At 70.1% G+C, this 21062-nt stretch carries 15 protein-coding genes; 12 read left to right on the top strand and 3 right to left on the bottom strand.

What is annotated here, in order from left to right; translation table 11 throughout:
- Positions 1–11 precede the first annotated feature (11 nt).
- Positions 12–1067, bottom strand: a complete 1056-nt coding sequence (locus VKT83_14980; protein HLY23766.1) for a P1 family peptidase — start codon at positions 1065–1067, stop codon at positions 12–14.
- 227 nt (positions 1068–1294) lie between these two features.
- Here VKT83_14980 and VKT83_14985 point away from each other — a divergent pair, with 227 nt between their 5' ends.
- The 5 genes from VKT83_14985 to VKT83_15005 are packed head-to-tail and all read left to right on the top strand — an operon-like array spanning position 1295 to position 6776.
- Positions 1295–2659: an MFS transporter gene (locus VKT83_14985; protein HLY23767.1), complete on the top strand. Its 1365-nt coding sequence runs from the start codon at positions 1295–1297 to the stop codon at positions 2657–2659.
- A gap of 56 nt (positions 2660–2715) precedes the next feature.
- Positions 2716–4044 carry a copper resistance protein CopC gene (locus VKT83_14990; GenBank protein ID HLY23768.1) on the top strand — a complete coding sequence of 443 codons (1329 nt, stop codon included), beginning with the start codon at positions 2716–2718 and terminating at the stop codon, positions 4042–4044.
- 31 nt (positions 4045–4075) lie between these two features.
- The gene (locus tag VKT83_14995) at positions 4076–5152 is read left to right on the top strand and encodes a potassium channel family protein (protein HLY23769.1); all 1077 of its coding nucleotides are present in this window, start codon (positions 4076–4078) and stop codon (positions 5150–5152) included.
- Positions 5128–5721, top strand: a complete 594-nt coding sequence (locus VKT83_15000; GenBank protein HLY23770.1) for a Maf family protein — start codon at positions 5128–5130, stop codon at positions 5719–5721. Before VKT83_14995 ends, VKT83_15000 begins: the two co-directional genes overlap by 25 nt.
- Complete coding sequence (locus VKT83_15005) at positions 5718–6776, top strand: D-2-hydroxyacid dehydrogenase (GenBank protein ID HLY23771.1); 1059 nt, start codon at positions 5718–5720, stop codon at positions 6774–6776. The genes VKT83_15000 and VKT83_15005 overlap by 4 nt, the downstream gene beginning before the upstream one ends.
- 50 nt (positions 6777–6826) lie before the next feature.
- Here VKT83_15005 and VKT83_15010 read toward each other — a convergent pair whose 3' ends face one another.
- Positions 6827–7363 carry a hypothetical protein gene (locus VKT83_15010; GenBank protein HLY23772.1) on the bottom strand — a complete coding sequence of 179 codons (537 nt, stop codon included), beginning with the start codon at positions 7361–7363 and terminating at the stop codon, positions 6827–6829.
- A 343-nt stretch (positions 7364–7706) separates the two neighbouring features.
- Between VKT83_15010 and VKT83_15015 the strand changes: the two genes are divergently transcribed.
- The 7 genes from VKT83_15015 to VKT83_15045 all read left to right on the top strand — a co-directional run bounded on the left by VKT83_15015 (position 7707) and on the right by VKT83_15045 (position 19147).
- Positions 7707–7985 (top strand): HU family DNA-binding protein, encoded by a 279-nt coding sequence (locus tag VKT83_15015; GenBank protein ID HLY23773.1) that lies wholly within the window; start codon positions 7707–7709, stop codon positions 7983–7985.
- 223 nt (positions 7986–8208) lie between these two features.
- Positions 8209–10080, top strand: coding sequence for a 2-oxoacid:acceptor oxidoreductase subunit alpha (locus VKT83_15020; protein HLY23774.1), 1872 nt, complete (start codon positions 8209–8211; stop codon positions 10078–10080).
- Positions 10073–10948, top strand: a complete 876-nt coding sequence (locus VKT83_15025; GenBank protein ID HLY23775.1) for a thiamine pyrophosphate-dependent enzyme — start codon at positions 10073–10075, stop codon at positions 10946–10948. Before VKT83_15020 ends, VKT83_15025 begins: the two co-directional genes overlap by 8 nt.
- Before the next feature lie 24 nt (positions 10949–10972).
- Positions 10973–11302, top strand: coding sequence for a hypothetical protein (locus tag VKT83_15030; GenBank protein ID HLY23776.1), 330 nt, complete (start codon positions 10973–10975; stop codon positions 11300–11302).
- Positions 11303–11722: 420 nt separating this feature from the next.
- Positions 11723–13063: an HD domain-containing protein gene (locus VKT83_15035; GenBank protein HLY23777.1), complete on the top strand. Its 1341-nt coding sequence runs from the start codon at positions 11723–11725 to the stop codon at positions 13061–13063.
- The gene (locus VKT83_15040; protein ID HLY23778.1) at positions 13060–15612 is read left to right on the top strand and encodes an MFS transporter; all 2553 of its coding nucleotides are present in this window, start codon (positions 13060–13062) and stop codon (positions 15610–15612) included. Before VKT83_15035 ends, VKT83_15040 begins: the two co-directional genes overlap by 4 nt.
- Positions 15613–15625: 13 nt before the next feature.
- A complete protein-coding gene (locus tag VKT83_15045) occupies positions 15626–19147 on the top strand; it encodes a SpoIIE family protein phosphatase (protein ID HLY23779.1) in 3522 nt (1173 codons plus the stop codon).
- Here VKT83_15045 and VKT83_15050 read toward each other — a convergent pair.
- Positions 19119–20471 (bottom strand): hypothetical protein, encoded by a 1353-nt coding sequence (locus VKT83_15050; protein HLY23780.1) that lies wholly within the window; start codon positions 20469–20471, stop codon positions 19119–19121. The two genes, VKT83_15045 and VKT83_15050, sit on opposite strands and share 29 nt — an antisense overlap.
- Positions 20472–21062: the final 591 nt, after the last annotated feature.

A 21062-nucleotide genomic window follows, 5' to 3' on the forward strand; every position in this document is an offset into this window, starting at 1 on the left:
TCCGCCGGACGCTACGCCGGCCGGTAGCGGCCGACAATCCGCCGCACCTCGTCGAGCGGCATCGCCTCGACGGTGCCGTGGAGCCCCGTCATGGTTTCCGCCGCGGTCAGGGCGTTCAGGATCGACTCCTCGGTGGCCTCCGCCACGGCCTCGAAGAACGGGTCGATGTGCTCGTGCGGGATCATCGCGAGCGCGTACGGCTTCGTCGGCGGCGCCGCAAGCTCGTTCCCGGTCGCGAACGCGAGGAACAGGTCGCCGCTCGTATTGAACCCGTGGCCCCCGACGCGCGCCAGGCCGACCGTCGCGCGGCGCGCCAAGCGGGTGCACTGGATCGGAAGGAGCGGCGCGTCCGTGGCGACGATCACGATAATCGAGCCTTTCGGCTCGGGGCCGCCGCGACTCGTCTCGATCTCGCGTCCCACCGGCACGCCGTCGACGCGCAGGTGCGGCATCCGGCCGTAGTTCGCCTGCACCAGCACCCCGACGGCGTAGCGGCCGCCGAGCACCTCGACGACGCGCGACGAGGTGCCGATGCCGCCTTTGAAGCCGTGACACCGCATGCCCGTCCCGCCGCCCACGTTGCCCTCCGGCACCGGGCCGCCCGCGGCCGCCGCCAGCGCCTCATAGACGTGCTCGCGCGTTACAGGGAACGCGTCGATGTCGTTGAGGAAGCCGTCGTACGTCTCCGAGACGACGGGCAGATGGAACCGGTGGCTGTAGCCGTGCTCCACGGCGTAGCCGATCAGCGCGTCTCGGACGATGCCGACGGCGTAGGTGTTGGTGATGGCGATCGGCGAGCCCAGCAGCCCGGATTCTTCCAGCCACGGCAGCCCCGTCATCTCGCCGTTTCCATTGAACGAAAAGGCCCCGGCGAACGCGTAGTTGCTCCAGATCGCGCCGCTGCGGGGCACGATCACGGTGACCCCGGTGCGCGTCACGTGGGGCGCGTCGGCTATCAAGGTGCGGTGGCCGACCAGCACGCCGCCCACATCGGTGATGCCGTTGAGCGGCCCGGTGGGCAGTCGCCCGATCGTGACGCCGAGGTCTCGCACACGCGCGCGTCCCATACCGATCCCTCCAGTCAAGGCGGGTGAATCGAGCGGATTCGATACGTGCTTCGTGTTCGACGCGGGGGTCTCCCCAACCGTCCGGCGAGCGTCCCTAGGAACGCCGGGTGTTTGCGGAATGTTGCCCCGCCTTGGAGCCGTTGATATAAGATAGCGAGAACGGCCGCCGCGCGCGCGGCGCGCCGGCCCGAGCGTGGCGGGCGATCGAACCCGGCGGATGGTGATCGATGCGGATTGACCGGCTGCTCCACGGACGTCTGTACTACGGATGGATCGTCGCCGGCGTGACGTTTCTCACGCTGCTTGCGGCCGCCGGCGTGCGGTCGACGCCGGGCGTCCTGATCGTCCCGCTCGAGCACGAGTTCGGCTGGAACCGCGAGGTCGTCCCGGCGGCGGTGTCGATCAGTCTGCTCCTGTACGGTTTCTCCGGGCCCTTTGCCGCGGCGCTGATGGACCGGTTCGGCGTGCGGCGGATCGTGCTGTTCTCGCTCGTCTCTGTGGCGGCCGGCGTGGGCCTCACGACGGTCATGCGCAACTCCTGGCAGCTCGATCTGCTGTGGGGCCTGGTCGTCGGTCTCGGCACCGGGTCGATGGCCATGACCCTCGGCGCCTACATCGCGACCCGGTGGTTCGTGGAGCGCCGCGGACTGGTTATGGGCCTGTTCAGCGCGAGCAGCGCGACCGGTCAGCTCATCTTTCTGCCGCTGCTGGCCTCGCTCGTGGTGCTGCACGGCTGGCGCGCCGCGTCCATCACCGTGTCGGCGGTCGCGCTCGCGATGATCCCGATCGCCGCGCTGTTGATGCGCAACGATCCGGCGGAGATCGGCCTCCGTCCGTTCGGCGCGCCCGCCGGCGCCGGCCCCGTCCCGGACGTGCCGCGATTCGCGGCGGCGGAGCAGGGGCCGGCCCAGGCGGCCGCGGAGGCGCCGCGCGCGGTCCGGCCCATCAATCCGGCGGTCGCGGCCGTCAGGGCGCTCACGGACAGCATGGGGGTGCGCAATTTCTGGCTGCTCGCCGGGTCGTTCTTCGTATGCGGCGCCAGCACGAACGGCCTGATCGGCACGCATCTCATTCCCGCGTCGATGGAGCACGGCATTCCGGAGGTGACGGCCGCCGGCATGCTCGCGACGATCGGCGTGTTCGATCTCATCGGCACCGTGTGCTCCGGCTGGTTGACCGACCGCTGGGACAGCCGGTACCTGCTGTGCTGGTACTACGGGCTGCGCGGGTTATCGCTGCTGTTCCTCCCCTATGCGCTGGGAACGTCGTTCGCTCCCATGGCCGCGTTCGCCGTCTTCTACGGGCTCGACTGGGTGGCCACGGTGCCGCCCACCGTGCGGTTGACGGCGGACATCTTTGGCAGGCAGCGCGTCGGCGTCGTGTTCGGATGGATCTTTGCGTCGCACCAGCTCGGCGCGGCGACCGCCGCGTTCGGCGCGGGGGCGCTGCGCACGTGGTTTGGCACCTATCAGGGCGCCTTCATGGGCGCCGGGCTGCTCTGCCTGATCGCGTCGGGATTGGTGATGCGCATCACGTCGCCGTCCCGGGGTGTGACGGCGCCGCTGCGGCCGGCTGAGGCGGGGGCGGTATAAACCGGCCGCAGGGCCCGCGGGTTCGCGCCCTCCCCGCCGCGACGGCCGCGCCCCCCGTGTTCGGTGCAGGGCGGCCGGCCGCGGCACTTGCCGTCATCGCCCTCTGCGTGCTGCTCGGGCGGCTCCCCGTCGTATCGGCGCACGCTGTTCTCCTCCGCGCAGAGCCTACAGATTTGTGCCTCCTGCCGGGCGGCGAGAGCCTGCCGTCCGATTCACCGATCTGTCGCGCGGGCGCGGTGCTGTCGCAGCCGCCGCGCGCGGTGCGTCTGGTCTTCAACGAGCCGGTGCAGCCGATCGGCCGGGGTCTGCGCGTCATCGGACCGGACGGGCGGCGTGTGGACCAGGGGCCGGTCGGCGTCGCCGGCGCCACGGTGGCGGTGAACGTGGACGCGCGCGCGCCCGGAACCTACCGGGTCGTCTGGTCCGTGATTTCTCCCGACACGCATCCCGACTTTGGCACGATGGCCTTCAGCGTGCTGCGTCCAGGCGGTGTGCTCGCGGAAGGAACGCCGGCCGGCGGAGGCGCCGCCGTTTGGGGAACTATCCTTGGAGCGCTTGCGCATCTCTTGCATTTTGCCGGTTACGCGCTCGGGTTCGGAACCCTTGCGGCGGTGTGGCTCGCGGGCCGGGCCGATCCGCCATCCCGCGTCTCCGGCGCGCCGGAGCTTCTGTGGCGTCTCACCGGTGTCGGCATCGCGCTGCTGCTGTTTGCCGAGCCGATCGGGTTTGCGGCGGAGTCCGTCGCCCTCGGCGCGGCGGGAGGCGGTGCCGACCCCGCGGTCGTCGGAGCCGTGCTCGATTCGAGTTTCGGCCGCGTGCTCGCGCAGCGCCTCGCGGCCGCGATTTTGTTATGGGTCCTCGCGGGGGCGCTCCAAAGCGGCGCGCTGCGCGCCGCCTGGACGGTGCCGCTGCTCGGCGCCGGGCTCGCGTTTATCGACGGGCAGGCCGCGCACGCGAGCGCCGTGCGCCCGGTCTGGTGGGGCCTAGGGATCAACGCCGTTCACGTGGGCGCGATGGGACTGTGGGGCGGCACCCTGGCGTTGGCCCTGCTGTCCCGTCCCGCGGCCGCGAGCCGGCCGCCAACCGTGACGGTGCGGCCGGTGGCTTCGGTGGGGCGGCTCGCGCTGGCCGCCGGTATTGCCGCCGTCGCGAGCGGGGTCGTGATGGCGTTCCAGCACCTGGCCGGGTTCCGGGATTTTGTCGCGAATCCGTACGGGCGGACGCTTGCGGTGAAGATCTGCGCGGTTGCGGCGGCGGCGGGACTGGGATGGTTCGGCGTCCGCCGGCAGACGGCGCGGCGGCTCCTCACGTGGGAGGCGGCGGCGATGCTGGTGGTCTTCGCCCTGGCGGGAATACTGGTGCTGCTGCGGCCGCCCGTACCGTGAGCGTGCCCGCGCGCATGTGGGGGTGGCCGTCGTGCGGTTGATCGTCAGCCTGGCCGGAATATGCCTGATCGTCTCGATGCTCTGGGACGCCTTCGAAACCGTCGTCCTGCCGAGACGGGTGTCCCGCCGCGTCCGCGTGGCTTTCTACATTGGGTACCTGTGGCGCGCGTGGGTCGGGATCGTCGGCCGCATACAGCGAAGAAGCCGGCGCGAAGCCTACCTCGCGTATTTCGGACCCCTCGTGACGCTGAGCCTGCTGGCCGTGTGGGCCCTGGGTCTGATCCTCGGGTTCGCGATGCTGCACTGGGGCCTCGGCTCGCAAATGAGCGCGCCGGAAAGCCATCCCGGGTTCGGTACGGACGTGTACCTCAGCGGGACGACATTCTTCACGCTGGGGCTCGGGGATGTCGTGCCGAAGTCCGTGCCCGCGCGGATTGTCCTCGTGGTGGAGGGCGGAGTCGGATTTTCGTTCCTGGCCTTGATCATTTCGTACCTGCCGGTAATCTACCAGGCGTTCTCCCGCCGGGAGTCGCGGATCTCGGTTCTCGATGCCTGGGCCGGGTCTCCGCCGAGCGCCGGGGAACTGCTGCGGCGCGCCGGGGGCGACCGCGCGCTGCTCGAGCCGTTCCTGCGCGAGTGGGAGGGATGGGCGGCCGAGTTGCTCGAGAGCCATATCTCGTACCCGGTGCTGGTGTACTTTCGGTCCCAGCACGACAACGAATCCTGGCTCTCCGCGCTGACGGCGATCCTGGACACGTGCGCGCTGGTCATCGGCGCGGTCGAAGGAGCGCCGCGGCGGGTGGCGGAGCTCACCTTCGCCATGGCGCGCCACGCCGTCGTCGACATCAGCATCATGTTCAACCAGCCGCCCGATCCGCCGCGGCAGGACCGCCTGCCGGAGGCCGACCGGGCCGCGCTCACGGCGATGCTGCGGGTCAACGGGTGCAAGCTCCGCGATGACGCGGAGGCGACGGCGCGCGTCGACGAACTGCGCCGGATGTACGAGCCGTACGTCAACGCGCTCTCGCGCCGCCTCGCGATGCCGCTGCCGGCCTGGCTCGGGGTGCAGGGTGCGCGCGACAATTGGCAGAAGAGCAGGTGGCGGTGATCGTCCTGGCCTCCGCTTCGCCGAGGCGCGCCGAACTGCTGGCGTCGGCGGGGCTGCCGTTCGTCGTCGTTCCAAGCAGCGTCGTTGAGGAACGCCTGCCCGATGAGCCGCCGGACGCCTTCGTCCGCCGGCTGGCCGCGGCGAAGGCGCGAGACGTCGCCGCCGCGCGGTCCCGCTCCACGCGGGACTTCGTGCTCGCGGCGGACACGGACGTCGTGCTCGACGGCGACGTCCTCGGCAAGCCGCGCGACGAGGACGACGCACGGGCGATGCTCGCGCGGCTGTCCGGACGCGTCCACGACGTGGTGACGGGATACGAAGTGTACGATGCCGCGGCCGGCCGGGCGGACGGCGCCGTCGTGCGAACGCGCGTGGAGTTCGCGGCGCTCGGCCGCGGAGAGATCGACGCCTACGTGGCGACGGGCGAGCCGATGGGCAAGGCGGGCGGATACGCGATCCAGGGGAGGGCGGCGGGAATGATCCGGCGGATCGAAGGATCCTACACGAACGTCGTGGGGCTTCCACTTCGCGAGGTGCTGGAGACGCTGGCGCGGATGGGAGCGCTGTGACGGCCGCGCAGCCGCATGCGGCAGGTGCGGCGCGGACGGTCCCGGTGCTCATCGCGTCGTACCTCGAACCCGAGCTCGTCGAACGGATTCGCGCCGTCCCGGGCGTCGAGGTGATGTACGAGCCGGATCTGCTTGCGAAACCCACCTATCAAGGACAGCACCACGGGCAGCCCTTTTCGCGGGGCGCGCAGGATGAGGCGCGGTGGCGCGCGCTGCTCGCGCGCGCGGAAGTCCTCTTCGACTTCGACTTCACGAATCTCGACCGCATCCCGGCGCTCGCGCCGCGCGTCCGCTGGATCCAGGCGTCGAGCGCCGGCATCGGCGAGATGCTGGTCCGTACCCGGCTGATCGACTCCCCGATCGCTTTTACGACGGCGGCCGGCGTCCACGCGAGCGCGCTCGCCGAATTCTGCGTCATGGGGATGCTCGTCTTCGTCAAGGACCTCTTCCGCTTGAAGGCCGAACAGGCCGCGCATCACTGGGAACGCTACTGCGCCCGCGAGGTGCGCGGCATGACGCTCGGCATCATCGGTCTCGGCAGCGTGGGCCGGGAGGTCGCGCGCATGGGCCACGCGCTCGGCATGCGGGTCATCGGGACGAAGCGCACCATCCCGCCGGACGGCGTGCCGCACGTCGAGCGCGTCCTCCCCCCGGACCGGACCGAGGAGGTCGTGCGGGAGGCGGACGTTCTCGTCCTCATCGTGCCGCAGACGTCCGGGACGCGCCGGCTGTTGGGCGAGCAGGAACTGCGGAGCATGAAGCGGGGCGCGATTCTCGTCAACATCGCCCGCGGCGCGATCGTCGACGAGCGGGCGATGATCGCGGCGCTGCACGACGGACACCTGGGCGGCGCGGTGCTCGATGTGTTCGCCAAGGAGCCGCTGCCCGAGGACAGCACGTTATGGGATCTGCCCAACGTGATCGTGAGCCCGCACTCGGCCAGCACCGTTCCGGGCGAGAACTCCCGGCTGACCGACCTGTTTTGCGAGAATCTGCGCCGCTATCGGGAGGACAGGCCCCTACTCAACCTCTTTGACCGGGAGCGGCTGTATTGAGCGGGGCCGGAGGTCCGGGCCGCCCGCCCGAACCACCGGCCCATGACGCCTTACAGGACCGGGACCTGAAGCGTTTCTTCGACGCTCGAGGTTCCCACCGCGCCGGCCGGCAGGTTGACGTTACCGCCGTGGATCAAAGCGCCCGCCGCGAGTCCCACCGGACCGAGGAGGATCGCGCCGGTCAGGCTCGTCGCCCCCGCGGCGCCGACATCTCCGACCTGCCTGACCGAGCTGGGAGTCACGTCCAGCGGGGCCAACCGCACCGGCCTTCCATCCACCGCGTTGGCCTGGATGTAGGCGATGTGCACCCGCGCGTTCTTGCCGAAGATGCCGGGTTTGGAGACGTCCGTCACGATGCCTTGGGCCGGCGTCCCCTGCCTGAATGCCACCGCCCGTCCGATCAGAACGTCCGTGGCGACCGTGAACTTGACCGCGGCGCCCTCGGTGACGGTGCTGGAATCGACCGGGGTCTCGAACCGGAGCAGCACTTTCGTCCCGGCCGGAACCGTGAGGACGGACGCGGCGTGGGCGGGCACCAGGGCGAGGGCGGTGACGAGAATCGCGACGACGGAAATGCCAATGCGCATAGGCGGCCTCCTTTTTGTCGTTCGTGAGTTCGACGTAAGGTCCGTTCGGTAGTTCCGCGAGTGAGGCAGCGCCGGCCGGGTCCTGAGCCTGCGGCTCGAGCCGCAGCGTACCGGCCATGATGAGCCGGGAGAGTGATTCGCCGTCCGCACGGGGATTCCCGCCCACCGCGAGCGAGCGTGGCGGCTCACGCGGTGGCCGCCGAGACGTCCGTACCCGTGTCGGGGACAATCGCGTGAAAAACCCATCAAAATAAGGGCTCGAACGCGTAACTCCTGAAGGAAACCACTCAAGCCCCACGAACCCCTATGGGCCGAGTGCAACGACGACAAATGGGAGGGAGACATGACGAAGGCTCAGTTCACGGCGAGGCTCGCCGACAAACTCAAACTAAAGAAGGCCGAGACCGGCCGGATTGTCGACGAGTTCACCGATCTGATTATCGGCACGATGAAGAAAGGCGACCGGGTCCGGTTCCCCGGGTTCGGGACGTTCAAGATCTCCAAGCGGAAGGCGCGAGTCGCCCGCAACCCCCAGACCGGCGAGCCGGTGAAGGTGCCGGCGCGGACCGTTCCAAGGTTTACGGCTGCCAAGGAACTCAAGGAGGCCGTGAAGCGCGCGTAGCTCGCGTACGGTAGGAATCATTTCGGGCCCGCGGGGCGCACGCCCCGCGGGCCCCTGTGTCTGTTAAGGGGCATCCTGGCGCTTTGGCGGGAGACCTGCTACTATATACTGCCGGTGGTAATTAAAGCACGGTCATAACGAACTCGAGCCGCGACGCTCGGGGGAGACGGAATCCTCGCGCCTCGCCCACCGCCTTCGGCTCCGGTGGAGGCAACTGTCACCGATGCAGATCAACCGAATGAAGCTGCTCGTCGGCGGTGTGCAGCTTCGCGACGGCGTCTCGACGATTACCGACATCCTGGGGCGCCTGCTGACCCGATCCGGGCTCCACGTTTGGGCCGTAGAACGCGGATTTGCCTCGACGATCTACGGCGCGCACCAATACGACCCGCTCGTCATCTCGACCGAACCCCCGGTCTCCTGGGGCGACGCGCGGGTCGATATTCTTGTCGGCCTCGAATACGACGCCAACCCCGATTCGAAAATCCAGCCCAACCGCGACACGCTGCTGCGGCACGCCGGTGAGCTCAACGACGGCGGCGTCTGCCTCTACGACAGTTCGACCGGCGTCGTTCCGACGGACGATCTGGAAGCCCGCGGGGTGCGGGTGTTCCCGATCCCCGCCCGGCAGATCGCTCAGCGCGACCTGAAGAAGGAAGTCGTTAAGAACGTCGTGATGACCGGCGCCCTGTTCCGGCTTCTCGAGTTCGACCAGGACGAGACGCGGCTGCGGCAGCTGCTCGAAGAGCGGTTCGCCAAGCGCGGCGGCGGGCTCGTCGATCTGAACCTCGAGGCGGCCCGGCGCGGCCGGGCGGCGGCGGAGGCGATCCTCAAGGAGCGCGGATGGCGCGACATCGGCTACCGGCTCGAACCGGTCGCCGGCCGCCCGCCCGCGGTGTACATCGGCGGCAACGAAGCGTTGGCGATCGGCGCGATTCAGGCCGGCGTGCGGTTCTACGCCGGGTACCCGATCACGCCGGCCACGTCCATCCTCGAGTTCATGCAGCGCCACCTGCCGCGGTACGGCGGCCGCGCGCTCCAGGGCGCGAACGAGCGCGAGTCGATCCGCGCGGCGCTCGGGTCGGCCGCGGCCGGCGTGCTCAGCATGGTCGGGACCAGCGGTCCCGGCCTGTCGCTCAAAGTGGAAGAGATCGGCGTCTCCGGTATCACCGAGACGCCGCTCGTCATCGTCGACACGATGCGCGCCGGCCCGTCCACGGGGATGCCCACCAAGCCCGAACAGGGCGATCTCTGGCTGGTGACCGGCGGGGGGCACGGGGAAATTCCGCGCATTGTCCTGGCGCCGTCGACGATCGAAGAGTGCTGCTCGATGATGCGCGACGCGGTGCGGCTGTCGGACAGATATCAATGTCCGGTGTTCTTCATGACCGACCTCAACCTGAGCGAAGGCCGCGCCACGGTGCGGGAGGACGCCTTCCGCGACGGCCGCCGGGTCGAGCGCGAGCTGATGAGCGACACCGACGTGCACGGCGAACGGTATCTCCGCTACCGCCTCACCGACTCCGGGATTTCGCCGCGTCTCGTGCCCGGCACCCGCGGCGTCACCGCCAAGGTGAACAGCACCGAGCACGACGAGGCCGGCTTCGTCTCGACGGACCGGCCGATGCGCGTCGCGCAGATGGACAAGCGCATGCGCAAGATGACGGAATACTTGAATCACGACGCCAAGCCGCCCCAGGTGTACGGGACGCTGGGCAAGGGGCCGATCCTGGTGGGGTGGGGGTCGACCAAAGCGGTCCTGCTGGACGCGCGCGAGCGGCTGCGCGCCGAGGGCGTCGACGCCGCGGTCGTGCACTTCACGCACCTGTGGCCGTTCCCGACCCACCTCGCGAAGCCGCTGCTCGATCGCGGCGTGCCGGTGGTCGTCTGCGAGCACAATTACCTGGGGCAGTTCGCCGGGTTGATCCAGGCGCACTGCATCATCCCGACGCGGCGCGTGCTCAAGTACAACGGGCGCCCGCTGCATCCGTCCGAGGTCGTCCGCGCCGTGCACGAGGTCACGCGCAACGGCGCCGGCACGATTCGCCTCGGTGGCAAGGATGCGGTGAAGGTCGAGGTGATGCTCGATGTCTGACACGAAGCCGGCGCAGCCGGTGAAGTCGGTCTGGGAGCAGAACGCGGCGCCGCGGCACCGGATTCAGTGGTGTCCCGGCTGCGGCGACTACGCCGTCCTGAACGCGCTCAAGGCGGCGCTGACGAGCCTCGAACTGACTCCGTCGGAAGTGTTTCTCGTCGGCGGGATCGGCTGCTCCGGTCAGATCCGCAACTACTTGAACGGCAATACCTTTTACGGGACTCACGGTGGAGCGCTCGCCTACGCCCTCGGCGCGAAGATGGCCAATCCGGACCTGAAGGTCATCACGCTTGCCGGCGACGGCGACACGCTGGCGATCGGCGTGGAGAATTTCGTGCACATCTGCCGGCGCGATCCGGATATCACCCTCGTGATCATGGACAACGGCGTCTACGGCCTGACGAAGGGGCAGGATTCCCCGTCGTGGGGCCTCGGGCAGCCCGAGATGAAGGTCTCCGAGGAGCACCCGCCGTTTCTGGACCCGCTGAAGCTCGCGCTGGCGTCCGACGCGACCTTTGTCGCGCAGTCGTTCTCGGGCGATCCGAAGATGACGACCCAACTGATCGTCGAAGCGGTCCGGCACCCCGGCTTCGCGATGCTCAACGATTTTTCTCCCTGCGTGACCTACAACAAGCTCAACACATACGACTGGTTTCGGGATCATGTCGAGCCGGTGCCGGACGGCCACGATGTCACCAGCCAGGAGGCCGCGGAGCGGCTCATCCACGACTTCGACCGCCGGCAGAAGCTTCCGGTGGGCATCATTTACCGTCATCCGCGCGCGAAGCTGCCGGCCAAACGTCTGCCGCTGTGGCCCGCCGAGCTCGCGAACGTCGATGCCGAGCCGATGCTCCAGGGATTCAGGTAAGGAGCGCCGGTTCGGGACGATCGCGTGAGCACGAACGCGACGCCGGACCCGCCGGCGGAGGGCTTTGACACCGGGGCGCTTCTGGCGGATCGTGACTACATCAAGGTCACCACGCAGGCATTCCCCGCGGCGCTGACCCGGCAGGTTCTGCAGGCACTGAACGAGCGGCGCCGTGCCCGCCGGTTGGCCCCGGAAGACTCCACGGAACTGCCGGAAATGAGCCTGGCCGAGATGCAGCGCGAAATCGCCTGGCGGGCCGGCACACTGCCGCCTGAGGACGCGCGGGCAATTGCCGCCCTCGTTCGTCGCCTGGCGTCCGCAAGCTCGGAACGGTCAGGTTCTCGTCCGGGCTGAGCGCAATCTTCGGAAAAACCTCCATCAAATGTCGACCCATGGAGAACGGAAACCGCGTCGCCCGTCTGGGGGCGTCAATTTCGCGGGCATGATATAGTCCATGATATAGCCAATGCAGGGCCGTCAATTCGGGGGGATCGCGGAAGGAATGGGGCAAGGGTTATTGAACTTATCTACGGTATGGTCTGGGCGGGTGGGAGCATGGCGGTCTACCATACCGCAGATCCCCGGGGTGCCCATTGGGCAGCGGAGGGGAGGACATCGAAGTCGCCGCACGAGCGGCGAACGATTGTTTCTCGAGTGGGTGGGGTGCACAGCGAACGCACTCTGTTCCACACACTCGCAAGTGATGTCATGCACGGCGACGGCGGCTGCTAGTTACGTAATTCCGCCTACGCGGCACTCACCGAGGTGGGTGCCGTGAGTACTAACCCACCCGACCCCAGACCGGGTTCCCTCGGCTCACCGTCCGGCGCGTTCGCGATGCTCCGCACCTGGATGCGGACGGTCGTGGAATTGAACAAGCGGCCGGACGATGTGCATGAGGAATTTACCAACCCTCCGAACTGGCTGCGCCGCGCCCTCCTCGTCGCTCTGGCGCTCGAACTCTACGCGCTCACGCGGCTCTCCCTACGGGATCTCCCCGTGATCATCGCACTGACAATTGTGTACGTGCTCACGATGCTCATCCCGCCGGTTCCAAGTCCGCTCGGATACATCCGCACCCCTCGAGTCGCGTTCATCGTCACGTTGATCCTGTTGTGGTCGCCGCTGCACGTGCTGCTCGTCGTGGCCTTCGGAACATTGCTCGGCGTCGTCCTCCTCCGGCTCTACGAGCCGTGGAGGGCGCTCATCAACACCGTGCTCTGGGCGTTCCCCGCCGCGCTGGCTTCTTGGATCGGCCACGCGATCCTGGGCGCGATCCCGGGACGCCTGATCGGTCTCACGGTGGCGAGCCTGACGATTTTGGTGGTCTATCTGGTCGTCAACTTCGCGCTGCTGGCGCTCTACAATCACTTTCGGCGGGGCGTCGCCTTTTTTCCCTATTGGTGGAGCTGCGTGACGGAGAACCCGCTCTCGCAGGTGCTCGCCGCTCCGCTGCCGATACTGCTCGGCGCCGTCGCGCTCGGTGTCGACCGGGGGCCGTGGATGGCGCTGCTTCTCACCGCCCTCTCCGCCGTCACGATGCCGGCGAGCCGCGCCCAACTCGCGGTGTTCCTCGCGTCGCAGCGAACGGTCCAGGATATCGTTGGCGCCCTGATGATCGGGCTGGAACGCTCCGTGCCGGGGGCGCACGCCCACGCTCGGCGCGTCAGCGATCTCGTGGACGGGATGGGCCGGCGCATGCGGATCCCTCCGGCCACCCTCGAATCGTGGCGTACGGCCGCGCTGCTGCACGACATCGGCCTCATCGACGCGGACAGCCGGACGGCATCCCCGATGAGCCACGCGATCGCCGGCGCGCGGATCCTGGCGTCCTACCCGGACGCGATCGTCGCCGACATGGTCCGCGAACATCACACCCCGTGGTCCGCGGTGACGCCGCGGCTGCGCGGGGCGGGGGGGCTCGGGGCGCGCGTGCTTGCCGCGGCCGAGTGCTATGACGAACTGCGCCACGGCACGCCGGCGACCCCCGGCCGGGTCACCCACGCGGCGACCGCGGCCGCGCTTCGGCCGCTGATCGGGTCCCAGCTCGACCCCCGGATCACATCGGTTCTCCTCGAGACGGCCGAGCGACTCGAACGGAAGGCGGCGTCATGACGCTGGGCGGGCGCACCGTCGGTCCCGCGGCGGTCTTTTTGGCGATGTCCGCGGCGGCGCTGGCCGTGTTTGGACTTCACCCGCGCGCGACGCCGGCCGATCTGACATTGCTCGCGGCGACCGGGGCCGCCGTGGCCTGGCTCGCCGCGTACCCCCTGCGGATCTCGCCGAGCGACGATTTTCCGCTTGTCGTTGTTCCCGTCGTCGTCGCGCTGGGCGTCGGCCAGCCGAGCGTCGCGCTGGCCGGCGCCGCCGCCGGCCTCGCGCTGGCGGCGGGGTTGGAACCGGAGCGGTGGGGCGGAGTACGCGCGATCGAGGAAGCCACGGCGCTGGCCGGCTCCGTGCTGGCCGCGGCGCTGCTCCCGTTCCCCGACGGGCCCCACCGGCTGGGGGGCCTCGCGCTGGCGGCGGCCGTCTACGCGGCCATCCGGACGCCGCTGGTCGCGACGCGGATCGCGCGCAGCGAGGGCATGAACTGGACCAGGTCTTTCCTCGTCGTGGGCAACGTGGGCGCGACGCCCTTCGCCATTTCGACGCTGCTCGCGCTCATCACGGTGGCCGTGGCGCGCATTTGCCTTCCGGAAACCGGCCCCGTCGCGCTGAGCGCGCTGCCCCTCTTGGCCGGCGGAGTCGTGCTCCACGTATTTCACCCGCTGTCCATGAGCGGCCGCGAGGAGCGCCGCGTGCTCGCCACGACGGCGGTGCTGGCGGACGCGATGGACGTCAAGGACTCCTTGACCGGCCTGCATTCACAGGCCGTCGCGCAGCTCTCGAAGCGAATCGCCCGCGCCGTCGGCGTCAGTGAGCGCTTCGCGCACGACGCCTTCCTGACGGGTCTCCTGCACGACATCGGCAAGGTCGCGGTCCCCGATGCGATTCTCCAGAAGCCCGGCCAGCTGCGGCCTGAAGAGTGGGACGTCATGCGGTCTCACGTTATCGACAGCGCGGCCATGGTCGCGTCGATCGCGGGCCTCTCCCGGATCGCGCCGATGGTGCGCGCGAGCCACGAACACTTCGACGGCACGGGCTACCCGGACGGGCTCAACGGCCGCGAGATCCCGATCGCGGCGCGAATCGTCGCGATCGCGGACGCGTATCACGCGCTGACGAGCGACCGCGTCTATCGATCGCGGCGGGGTCCGGAGGCGGCCCTCGCCGAGCTCGACCGCTGCAGCGGCACTCAATTCGATCCCGTCCTTGTGCGGGCGCTGCGACAGCTCGTCGGACGAGCGGCGCAGACCCGCGCGCCGGCCGAGGTCCGGGCGGTTCCGACGTGGCTGACCGTCCTGCGCCGTCCGGCCTTCGCCCTCTTGTGGATGGGCGAGATGGTGTCGTTTCTCGGCGACGAGGTGTTCTTCATCGCGATCACGCTGTGGGTGTACGCGCTGACCGGATCGGCGATGACCCTGGCGGCGGCCCTCTCGGCAGGGTACGTGGCCCAGGCGGTGTTCAGCTTCCTCGCCGGCGCGATCGCCGACCGCGTCGACCGCCGGGCCGTCGTAGCCTTCTCCGATGTCGGCCGGGCGATCGTCGTGGCGGCGCTCCCGTTTGTCCTGCCGAAGTCGCTGCCGCTCGGGCTGATCCTGCTCGGGGTTTTGAATGTGGGGTCCGTCTTTTTCCGGGCGGCGGTCAACGCGCTGCTGCCGTCGATCGCGGACGCCGACGAACTGCCGACGGTCAACGCGCTCTTCCAGACGACCGAGCGAATCGCCGAGATCGCCGGCGGCGTGCTCGGCGCCGCGGCCGTGCTGGTGCTCGGGTATGTCGGCGTGATGTTCGCGGACGCCGCGTCCTTCCTCGTGAGTGCGGCCTGCATTCTGCTGATGCCGCTGGCGTGGGGCGCCGGGCTGGGCGCGAAACGGGGCGCCACGATCACCGCGGACCTGGTATCCGGGCTCCGGTACCTGTGGCAAACGCCGTTCCAGCGCTACTTCGCGCTGCTCATTCTGCCCGGCTACCTGACCCTGGCCTTCGAGGTTCTGCGCGCGCCGATGGTCATCCACACGGCGCACCTGTCACCGGCCGCCTACGGCGTCGTGAACAGCACGCTGGGTGTCGGGAAACTGGCCACGGCCCTCGTCCTGGCGGGCCTGACGAAACGGTGGGCGACGCCGGGCCTGGCGGTCTTCGCATATCTGCTGGCCGGGTTCGGGGTCGCCGTCTTCGCGTCGGTGCCGTGGTATCTCGGATTGGTCGTGGGCGCGTTCATTTTCTCGGTCGGCAACATGCTCTCGAATATCGTGAACGCCACGCTCGTGATGCAGGTGACGCCGCAGGCGCTCCTCGGGCGCGTCCTCGGAAACCGTCAGATGCTTCTTCAGGGAACGCGGCTAATCGGCGCCCTCGCCCTCGGACGCGTGGCCGACGCCGCTTCACCGCCGGTCGCGCTGTGGCTGATGGCCGGCGCGTGTATCTTCGGCGTTCTGTTGATGTGGGTGCTGACCGGCCGGTTCCTGGCCGCGCCCTCCGTGCCGGCGCCGGCGCTGGCCTCGGGCGCCGCCCGGCCCGTCGCCGAACCGGAGCCGCTTCGGGTCAATCAAGTCGTCTGAGGCGGGGAGACGCATGCCGCTCCGGCTCACCCTGTTGCTCGCCGCCGTCGCGGCCGGTCTGCTCGTCGCGTTGGCGGCCGTTCCGCATCTCGTGCCCACGGACTCGCCCTTCGCGCTCGGCGCCTTTACCCTCGTGGCGTTCGCGGCGGCGATCTGGATGGCCCGCGCGCGCGCCGGGTGGGGGCGGCGCCGCGACGTCGAGCAATTGCACACCCTACTCGCCTCGGTGGTCGAGGCGTCGGACGATGCCATCTTCAGCCAAGCTCCGGACGGGACGATCCAGACCTGGAACGGCGGAGCGGAGCGGCTCTACGGATACTCGGGGGCCGAGGCGATCGGCCGGTCTGTGGCGATGCTCATACCGGCGGAGCGAGCGCAAGAGACCGGGATTCTCGCGGACGGACAGCGGCGCGGACAATCGTACCGGTACGAGACGGTCCGCATACGAAAGGACGGCAGCCGCGTCGATGTCGCGCTGACCGTCTCGCCGGTCAAAGACGGGTCCGGGCGCGTGGTCGGCTCGTCCACGATCGCGCGCGACATCACGGCGCGCAACCAAGCCGATGCGCAGCTCCGCGAGCACGGCGAGCTTCTCGACCTGTCCTACGATGCGATCTTCGCGTGGGAGCTTGACGGCGGCATCATTTCGTGGAACCGCGGCGCGGAGGCGCTGTACGGATTCTCGCAGGCCGAGGCGGTCGGGCGTGTCACCAACGACTTGCTCCGGACGGTCCGGCCGGCCGGCCCCGGCGGCGTCCTGGAGACGATGCTGCGCACGGGCCGCTGGGAAGGCGAACTCCGCCATTGGACGAAGGACGGCCGCGAACTGGTCGTGGACAGCCGCCATCAGTTGATCGAGCGCGGCTCGCAGCGTCTCGTCCTGGAGATCACGCGCGACGTCACCGCGCGCCGGCACGCGGAGGAGCGCCAGCGGGTGCTCGCGGAGGCGAGCGCGCGGCTTGCCGGCTCGTTGGACGTGACGGCGACGCTCGACGCCGTGGCGGGCATCGCCGTCACGACCGTCGCCCACGTATGCGGTGTCCACGTGATTCGGGACGGGACGGTGCTTCGCCGGTTCGCCGCCGCCGCCGCTGATCCGGTGAAGGCCGCCGTGGTGCGCGAGTTGGAAGAACACTACCCGGACGGCATCGACGCGCCGCACGGCATCCCCAGTGTGCTCCGCACGGGCAAGGCCGCGCTGTACCCCGAGATCACCGAGGAGATGCTGGCCGCGGCCGCGCCGGAGGGCGGGCTGCTGGCCGCCGTGCGCCGGGCCGGCTTCCGATCGGGAATTTTTGTGCCGCTGATCGCCCGCGGACGCACGCTCGGGGCGATGAGCCTCATCACGACCGGACCCGGGCGGCGGTACGGTGCCGACGATCTCGCGCTGGCCGAGGACCTGGCGCACCGCGCGGCGCTCGCCCTCGACAACGCGCTGCTGCACGAGGCGGAGCAGGCCGCCCGGCGCGAGGCCGAGCGCGCCGCGGACCGCATCACCCGGCTGCAGAGCGTGACCGCGGCGCTCTCCCGGGCGCTGACCCCGCACGAGGTGGCCGGGGTGATCCTGGCGCAGGGCATCGCCGTCCTCGGCGCGGACGCGGGCGCGGTCTATCTCCTCGACGCCGAGAGCACGTCGCTCGAGATGATCCGGAGCGTGGACTATCCGGAGGAGGTCCTGCGCGACCACCAGGTGACGCCGCTTTCCGCCGCCACCCCGCTCACCGAATCCGTCAAGGCGGGCTCGGCGTTCTATCTGGAATCTTCGGGCGAGGTGCTGCGGCGGTACCCGGCGGCCCGGGGCCGGCTCCATCCGTACTCCGGGGCACGCGCGATTGTGCCGATGATCGTTCGCGGACGGCCGGCGGGCACGGTCGTGTTCATCTTTCGCGCCCCCGGCCGGTTCGCCGCCGCGGACCGGGAGTTCGTCGAGGCGCTGGCCGCGCAGTGCGGCCAGGCGTTCGAACGCTCGGCGCTGTACGCGCACGAACATGAGGTCGCGGCGACCTTGCAGCATGCGCTGCTGCCGGCCGCTCTCCCGTACGTCCCCGGCGTCGTGATCGACGCGGCGCACCGCGCCGGTACCCCCGGCGCCGAGGTCGGCGGAGATTGGTACGACGCGTTTCGGCTGCCGGACGGACGGATCGTCGTGGCCATCGGCGACGTGGTCGGCCGGGGGCTGGAGGCGGCGGTGACGATGGGTCAGGTCCGCCAGGCGGTTCGCGCCGCGGCGCTGGAAGGCCACGCACCTGCGGACGTGTTGGCGCTGGTGGGCCGGATGCTGCCGCTCGCGGCCACGGGGCGGGATATGACGACGGCGATCGTGGGCGTGTTGGATTCCCTCGTCGGACGGTTCACGTACGCCGCGGCCGGGCACCCGGCGCCGCTGCTGGCAACGCCGGGGCGCGTCGAGACGCTGCCGTCCGGCGGACTCCCGCTCGGCTTCACCGACCGGCGCCCGCCCCCGTCGTGGACCGTCGAGCTCCCCCCGGGGGCGCTCCTGGTCCTCTACACCGACGGTGTCATCGAGTCACGGCGCGATGCGACGGCCGGGCTCGCCGCGCTCTGCGCCGCCGTCGAGCAGCAGCGGGGGGAGCGGGGGCCGGCGCCCGCCCGCGCGATTCTGGACCGGCTCGACGTGCGCGACGCGCCGGACGACGTTGCGCTGGTCGCCGTGGCCGTGGACGCGGATCCGGTGGACCGGCTGGATCTCACCGTACCGGCCGAACCCGACAGTCTTGCGGTCATCCGCCATGCGCTGCAGCATGTGGTCCGCGGACTGGCGCTCGATGAGCAGCGGGCGTTTGCCTTGACGATCGCCGTCGGCGAGGCGGTGAACAACGTCATCGAGCACGCCTACGTTATCGCGGCCGGCTCGGTGTCGGTGCGGGCATGGCGCGACGGCGCGATGCTGCGGGTGGAGGTCGCCGACCGGGGCCGCTGGCGGCCGGTGCGCCCACGAAGCGAGGGCGGACGCGGCCTCATCGTGATGCGGGCGCTCGTCGACACCGTGGACGTGGAGACCACAGACGCCGGCACCGCGGTCCGGCTCGCCGTCGCCCTCGCGGCCGAGACAGCGGGGCCGTCCTCGCCGGCGCGCGCCGCGCACGATGACGCCCTGACCGCGCTGCGGACGCCTGCCGCTGCCGTGACCGCCCTGGACAGTCCCGCGCCCGTGTTGCCGGACGGGCAGTTCCCAATGCGCGTCGTGGGAAGCGCTTGCCTTGTGGAGATCGGCGGTGAGGTCGACATGAGGACGGTCGGTCGCTTCTCGGCGGCGCTCGAGCACGCGGCGGCGCAGGTCTCAGGACCGTTGATCGTCTCGCTCGCGGGGGCGACGTATCTCGACAGCCACGGCGTGGCGGCGCTGTTTCACGCGGCGACGCGCCTGCGGATCAACCGGCGCGCCCTGTTCCTTGTCGTGTCCCCGGGCTCGCCCCTGCGCGACATTCTGAGCGCGGTGGACCTCGCGGCCCTCTGCCCGGTCTTTGGGTCCGTGGACGCCGCCGTCAGCGCGGTCTCGGAACCGGCGACGTAGCTCGCTCGCCGGCTGCGCCCGGCCACGCGCCCCGGCGGGCGTCGAGCACGGCGTGGACCTCTGCGCGGCTCGTCTGCGGATGCGTGTCGATCACCGTCACGGCACGGATCTCATAGCCGTCCGCGGCCGCGGCGCCGAGGACTTCGGCAAGCCGCCCCGGAGAGCTTGCCAGCAGCACCAGCCGCTCGACGCCGGCGCGGTGGAGTGCCTCGAACGGCACGGCGTCCTGCGTCACGGGCACGAGCGCGCGCTGGATCGGCTCGTGCGCGCGGAGAATCCGGCGGAGCGTCTGGGCGGCCCGGTTCACGAACACGGCGTTTGACGCGCGGTTCCACGCCGCGTTGTGTCGGGCCGTGTCGAGGTGTCCGGCGGCGGTCCGCCCGACGACCAGGCGCGCCTTCGCCGCCGCGGGAAGCGTGTAGGCGCCGATTCCCGCGTCCATCTCGAGCAGCGTCGTCCGGTCGTCGAGGGCAAGGGCCTCGATCGCCGTGGTGATCGCGCCGGCGGCCGCGCGGCCCGTCACCGGGAACGGGGCGAAGACGGGCACGTGATACCATCGATCCAGAATCGCCTCGACCACCCCGCGGCGGCCCCACCGCAACCCGCTCAATGACCCGCCCGCCCGCGGCAGCGACCGGGCGGGCTTGCCTGTGATCTCAACGACGCGCGCGACGCGGGTGCTGATGACGTCGACGATGGCGTCACGCGCGGGCTGCGTGAGCGGGCCGTCGTGGATCAGGCCGACCGCGACTTCGCGCGACGCGTCCCCGACCCTGATGCGAATCTGCCGGCACGACAGCGCGCGCATGCCGGCGTCTTCCAGCCTCGAGGCCAGCGCGCGCCAGGCCTGCCGCATCTCTTCGAAGGCGGCCGCGAGCGCCGGGGCCTGAACGAGGCAGGTGTGAATCGGAACAGGCAGCGGCCCGGCCGCCGCGTGGAGGCCGAGGGCCGGCCCGCCCTCATCGACCGCCGGCACGTAGGTGCCGGCGGTGCGGTATCTCCACGCCGCGGCCGCGGGCACGATGCCCACCGGAACCGCGCCGAAGCCGATCGCGGCGAGTGCGCGCCGCACGAGCGCGCCTTTGTAGTCGGCGTGGGCGCCGCCGTCGAGCCGCTGCCACTGGCATCCGCCGCACCGCTCGAAGTGGGGACACAGGGGAGCCACCCGGCGCGGCGAGGGGCGGACGAGCGAGACCATGCGTCCGCGATACGCCCCGTCGCGGTGCTCGCGCAGCTCGATGTCCGCGAGATCGCCCGGAACCGCGTCCGCGACGCCGACGGTCCACGGACCCACGCGGGCGAGCGCCCGGCGCCCGTCCGACATCTCCGTGAACTCTGCCCGGACGCGGGTGCCCGGCGCCGGCCGGGGTGCGCTGTGCGAAGTCGTCCCGATCGATGCACCCTCCCGGCGACTCCATACGCGTCGCGCGTTCTCCTCGCGTATGCGTTCCTTCGTTACAAGGTGGGGGCGGGAATTCCTCGCGTCATCGCCCCGGCGTTTCCCGCAACGGCGCGAGTGCTCGCCGCGATCGGGCGGGGCGGGAATGGCAGGCGGAGGGTGGAGGGAACGAAGGCGAGGTCAATCGTACATTCGTTCGGTAGGTATTTGTACAAGCAATGCTCAACTTGCCTGAGGATGCGCAGGAGCTGCTTGCCGCACGACATCGGACCCACATCTGTACCTCGGAATTCCTTCGACGGTTCGACAAGCGCTCGACGTGGCCGTCCGGCCGAACTTACTGGGGGGTGTTACGGGATGCGGACGATCTTCGCGATTATTGCGGTTCTCGCAGTGTTGACGCTCGGGGGCATCAGCGGGGCAGGGTTCCAGGTGGGCCATTCTTACAACGCCGATCAGATCGCAGCCGACGGCGAAAATGGGGGCGGCGGTTAGCTCGGCCCGACGGAAAAGCAC

The organism is bacterium (genome assembly GCA_035308905.1).
GTDB lineage: Bacteria > Sysuimicrobiota > Sysuimicrobiia > Sysuimicrobiales > Segetimicrobiaceae > DASSJF01.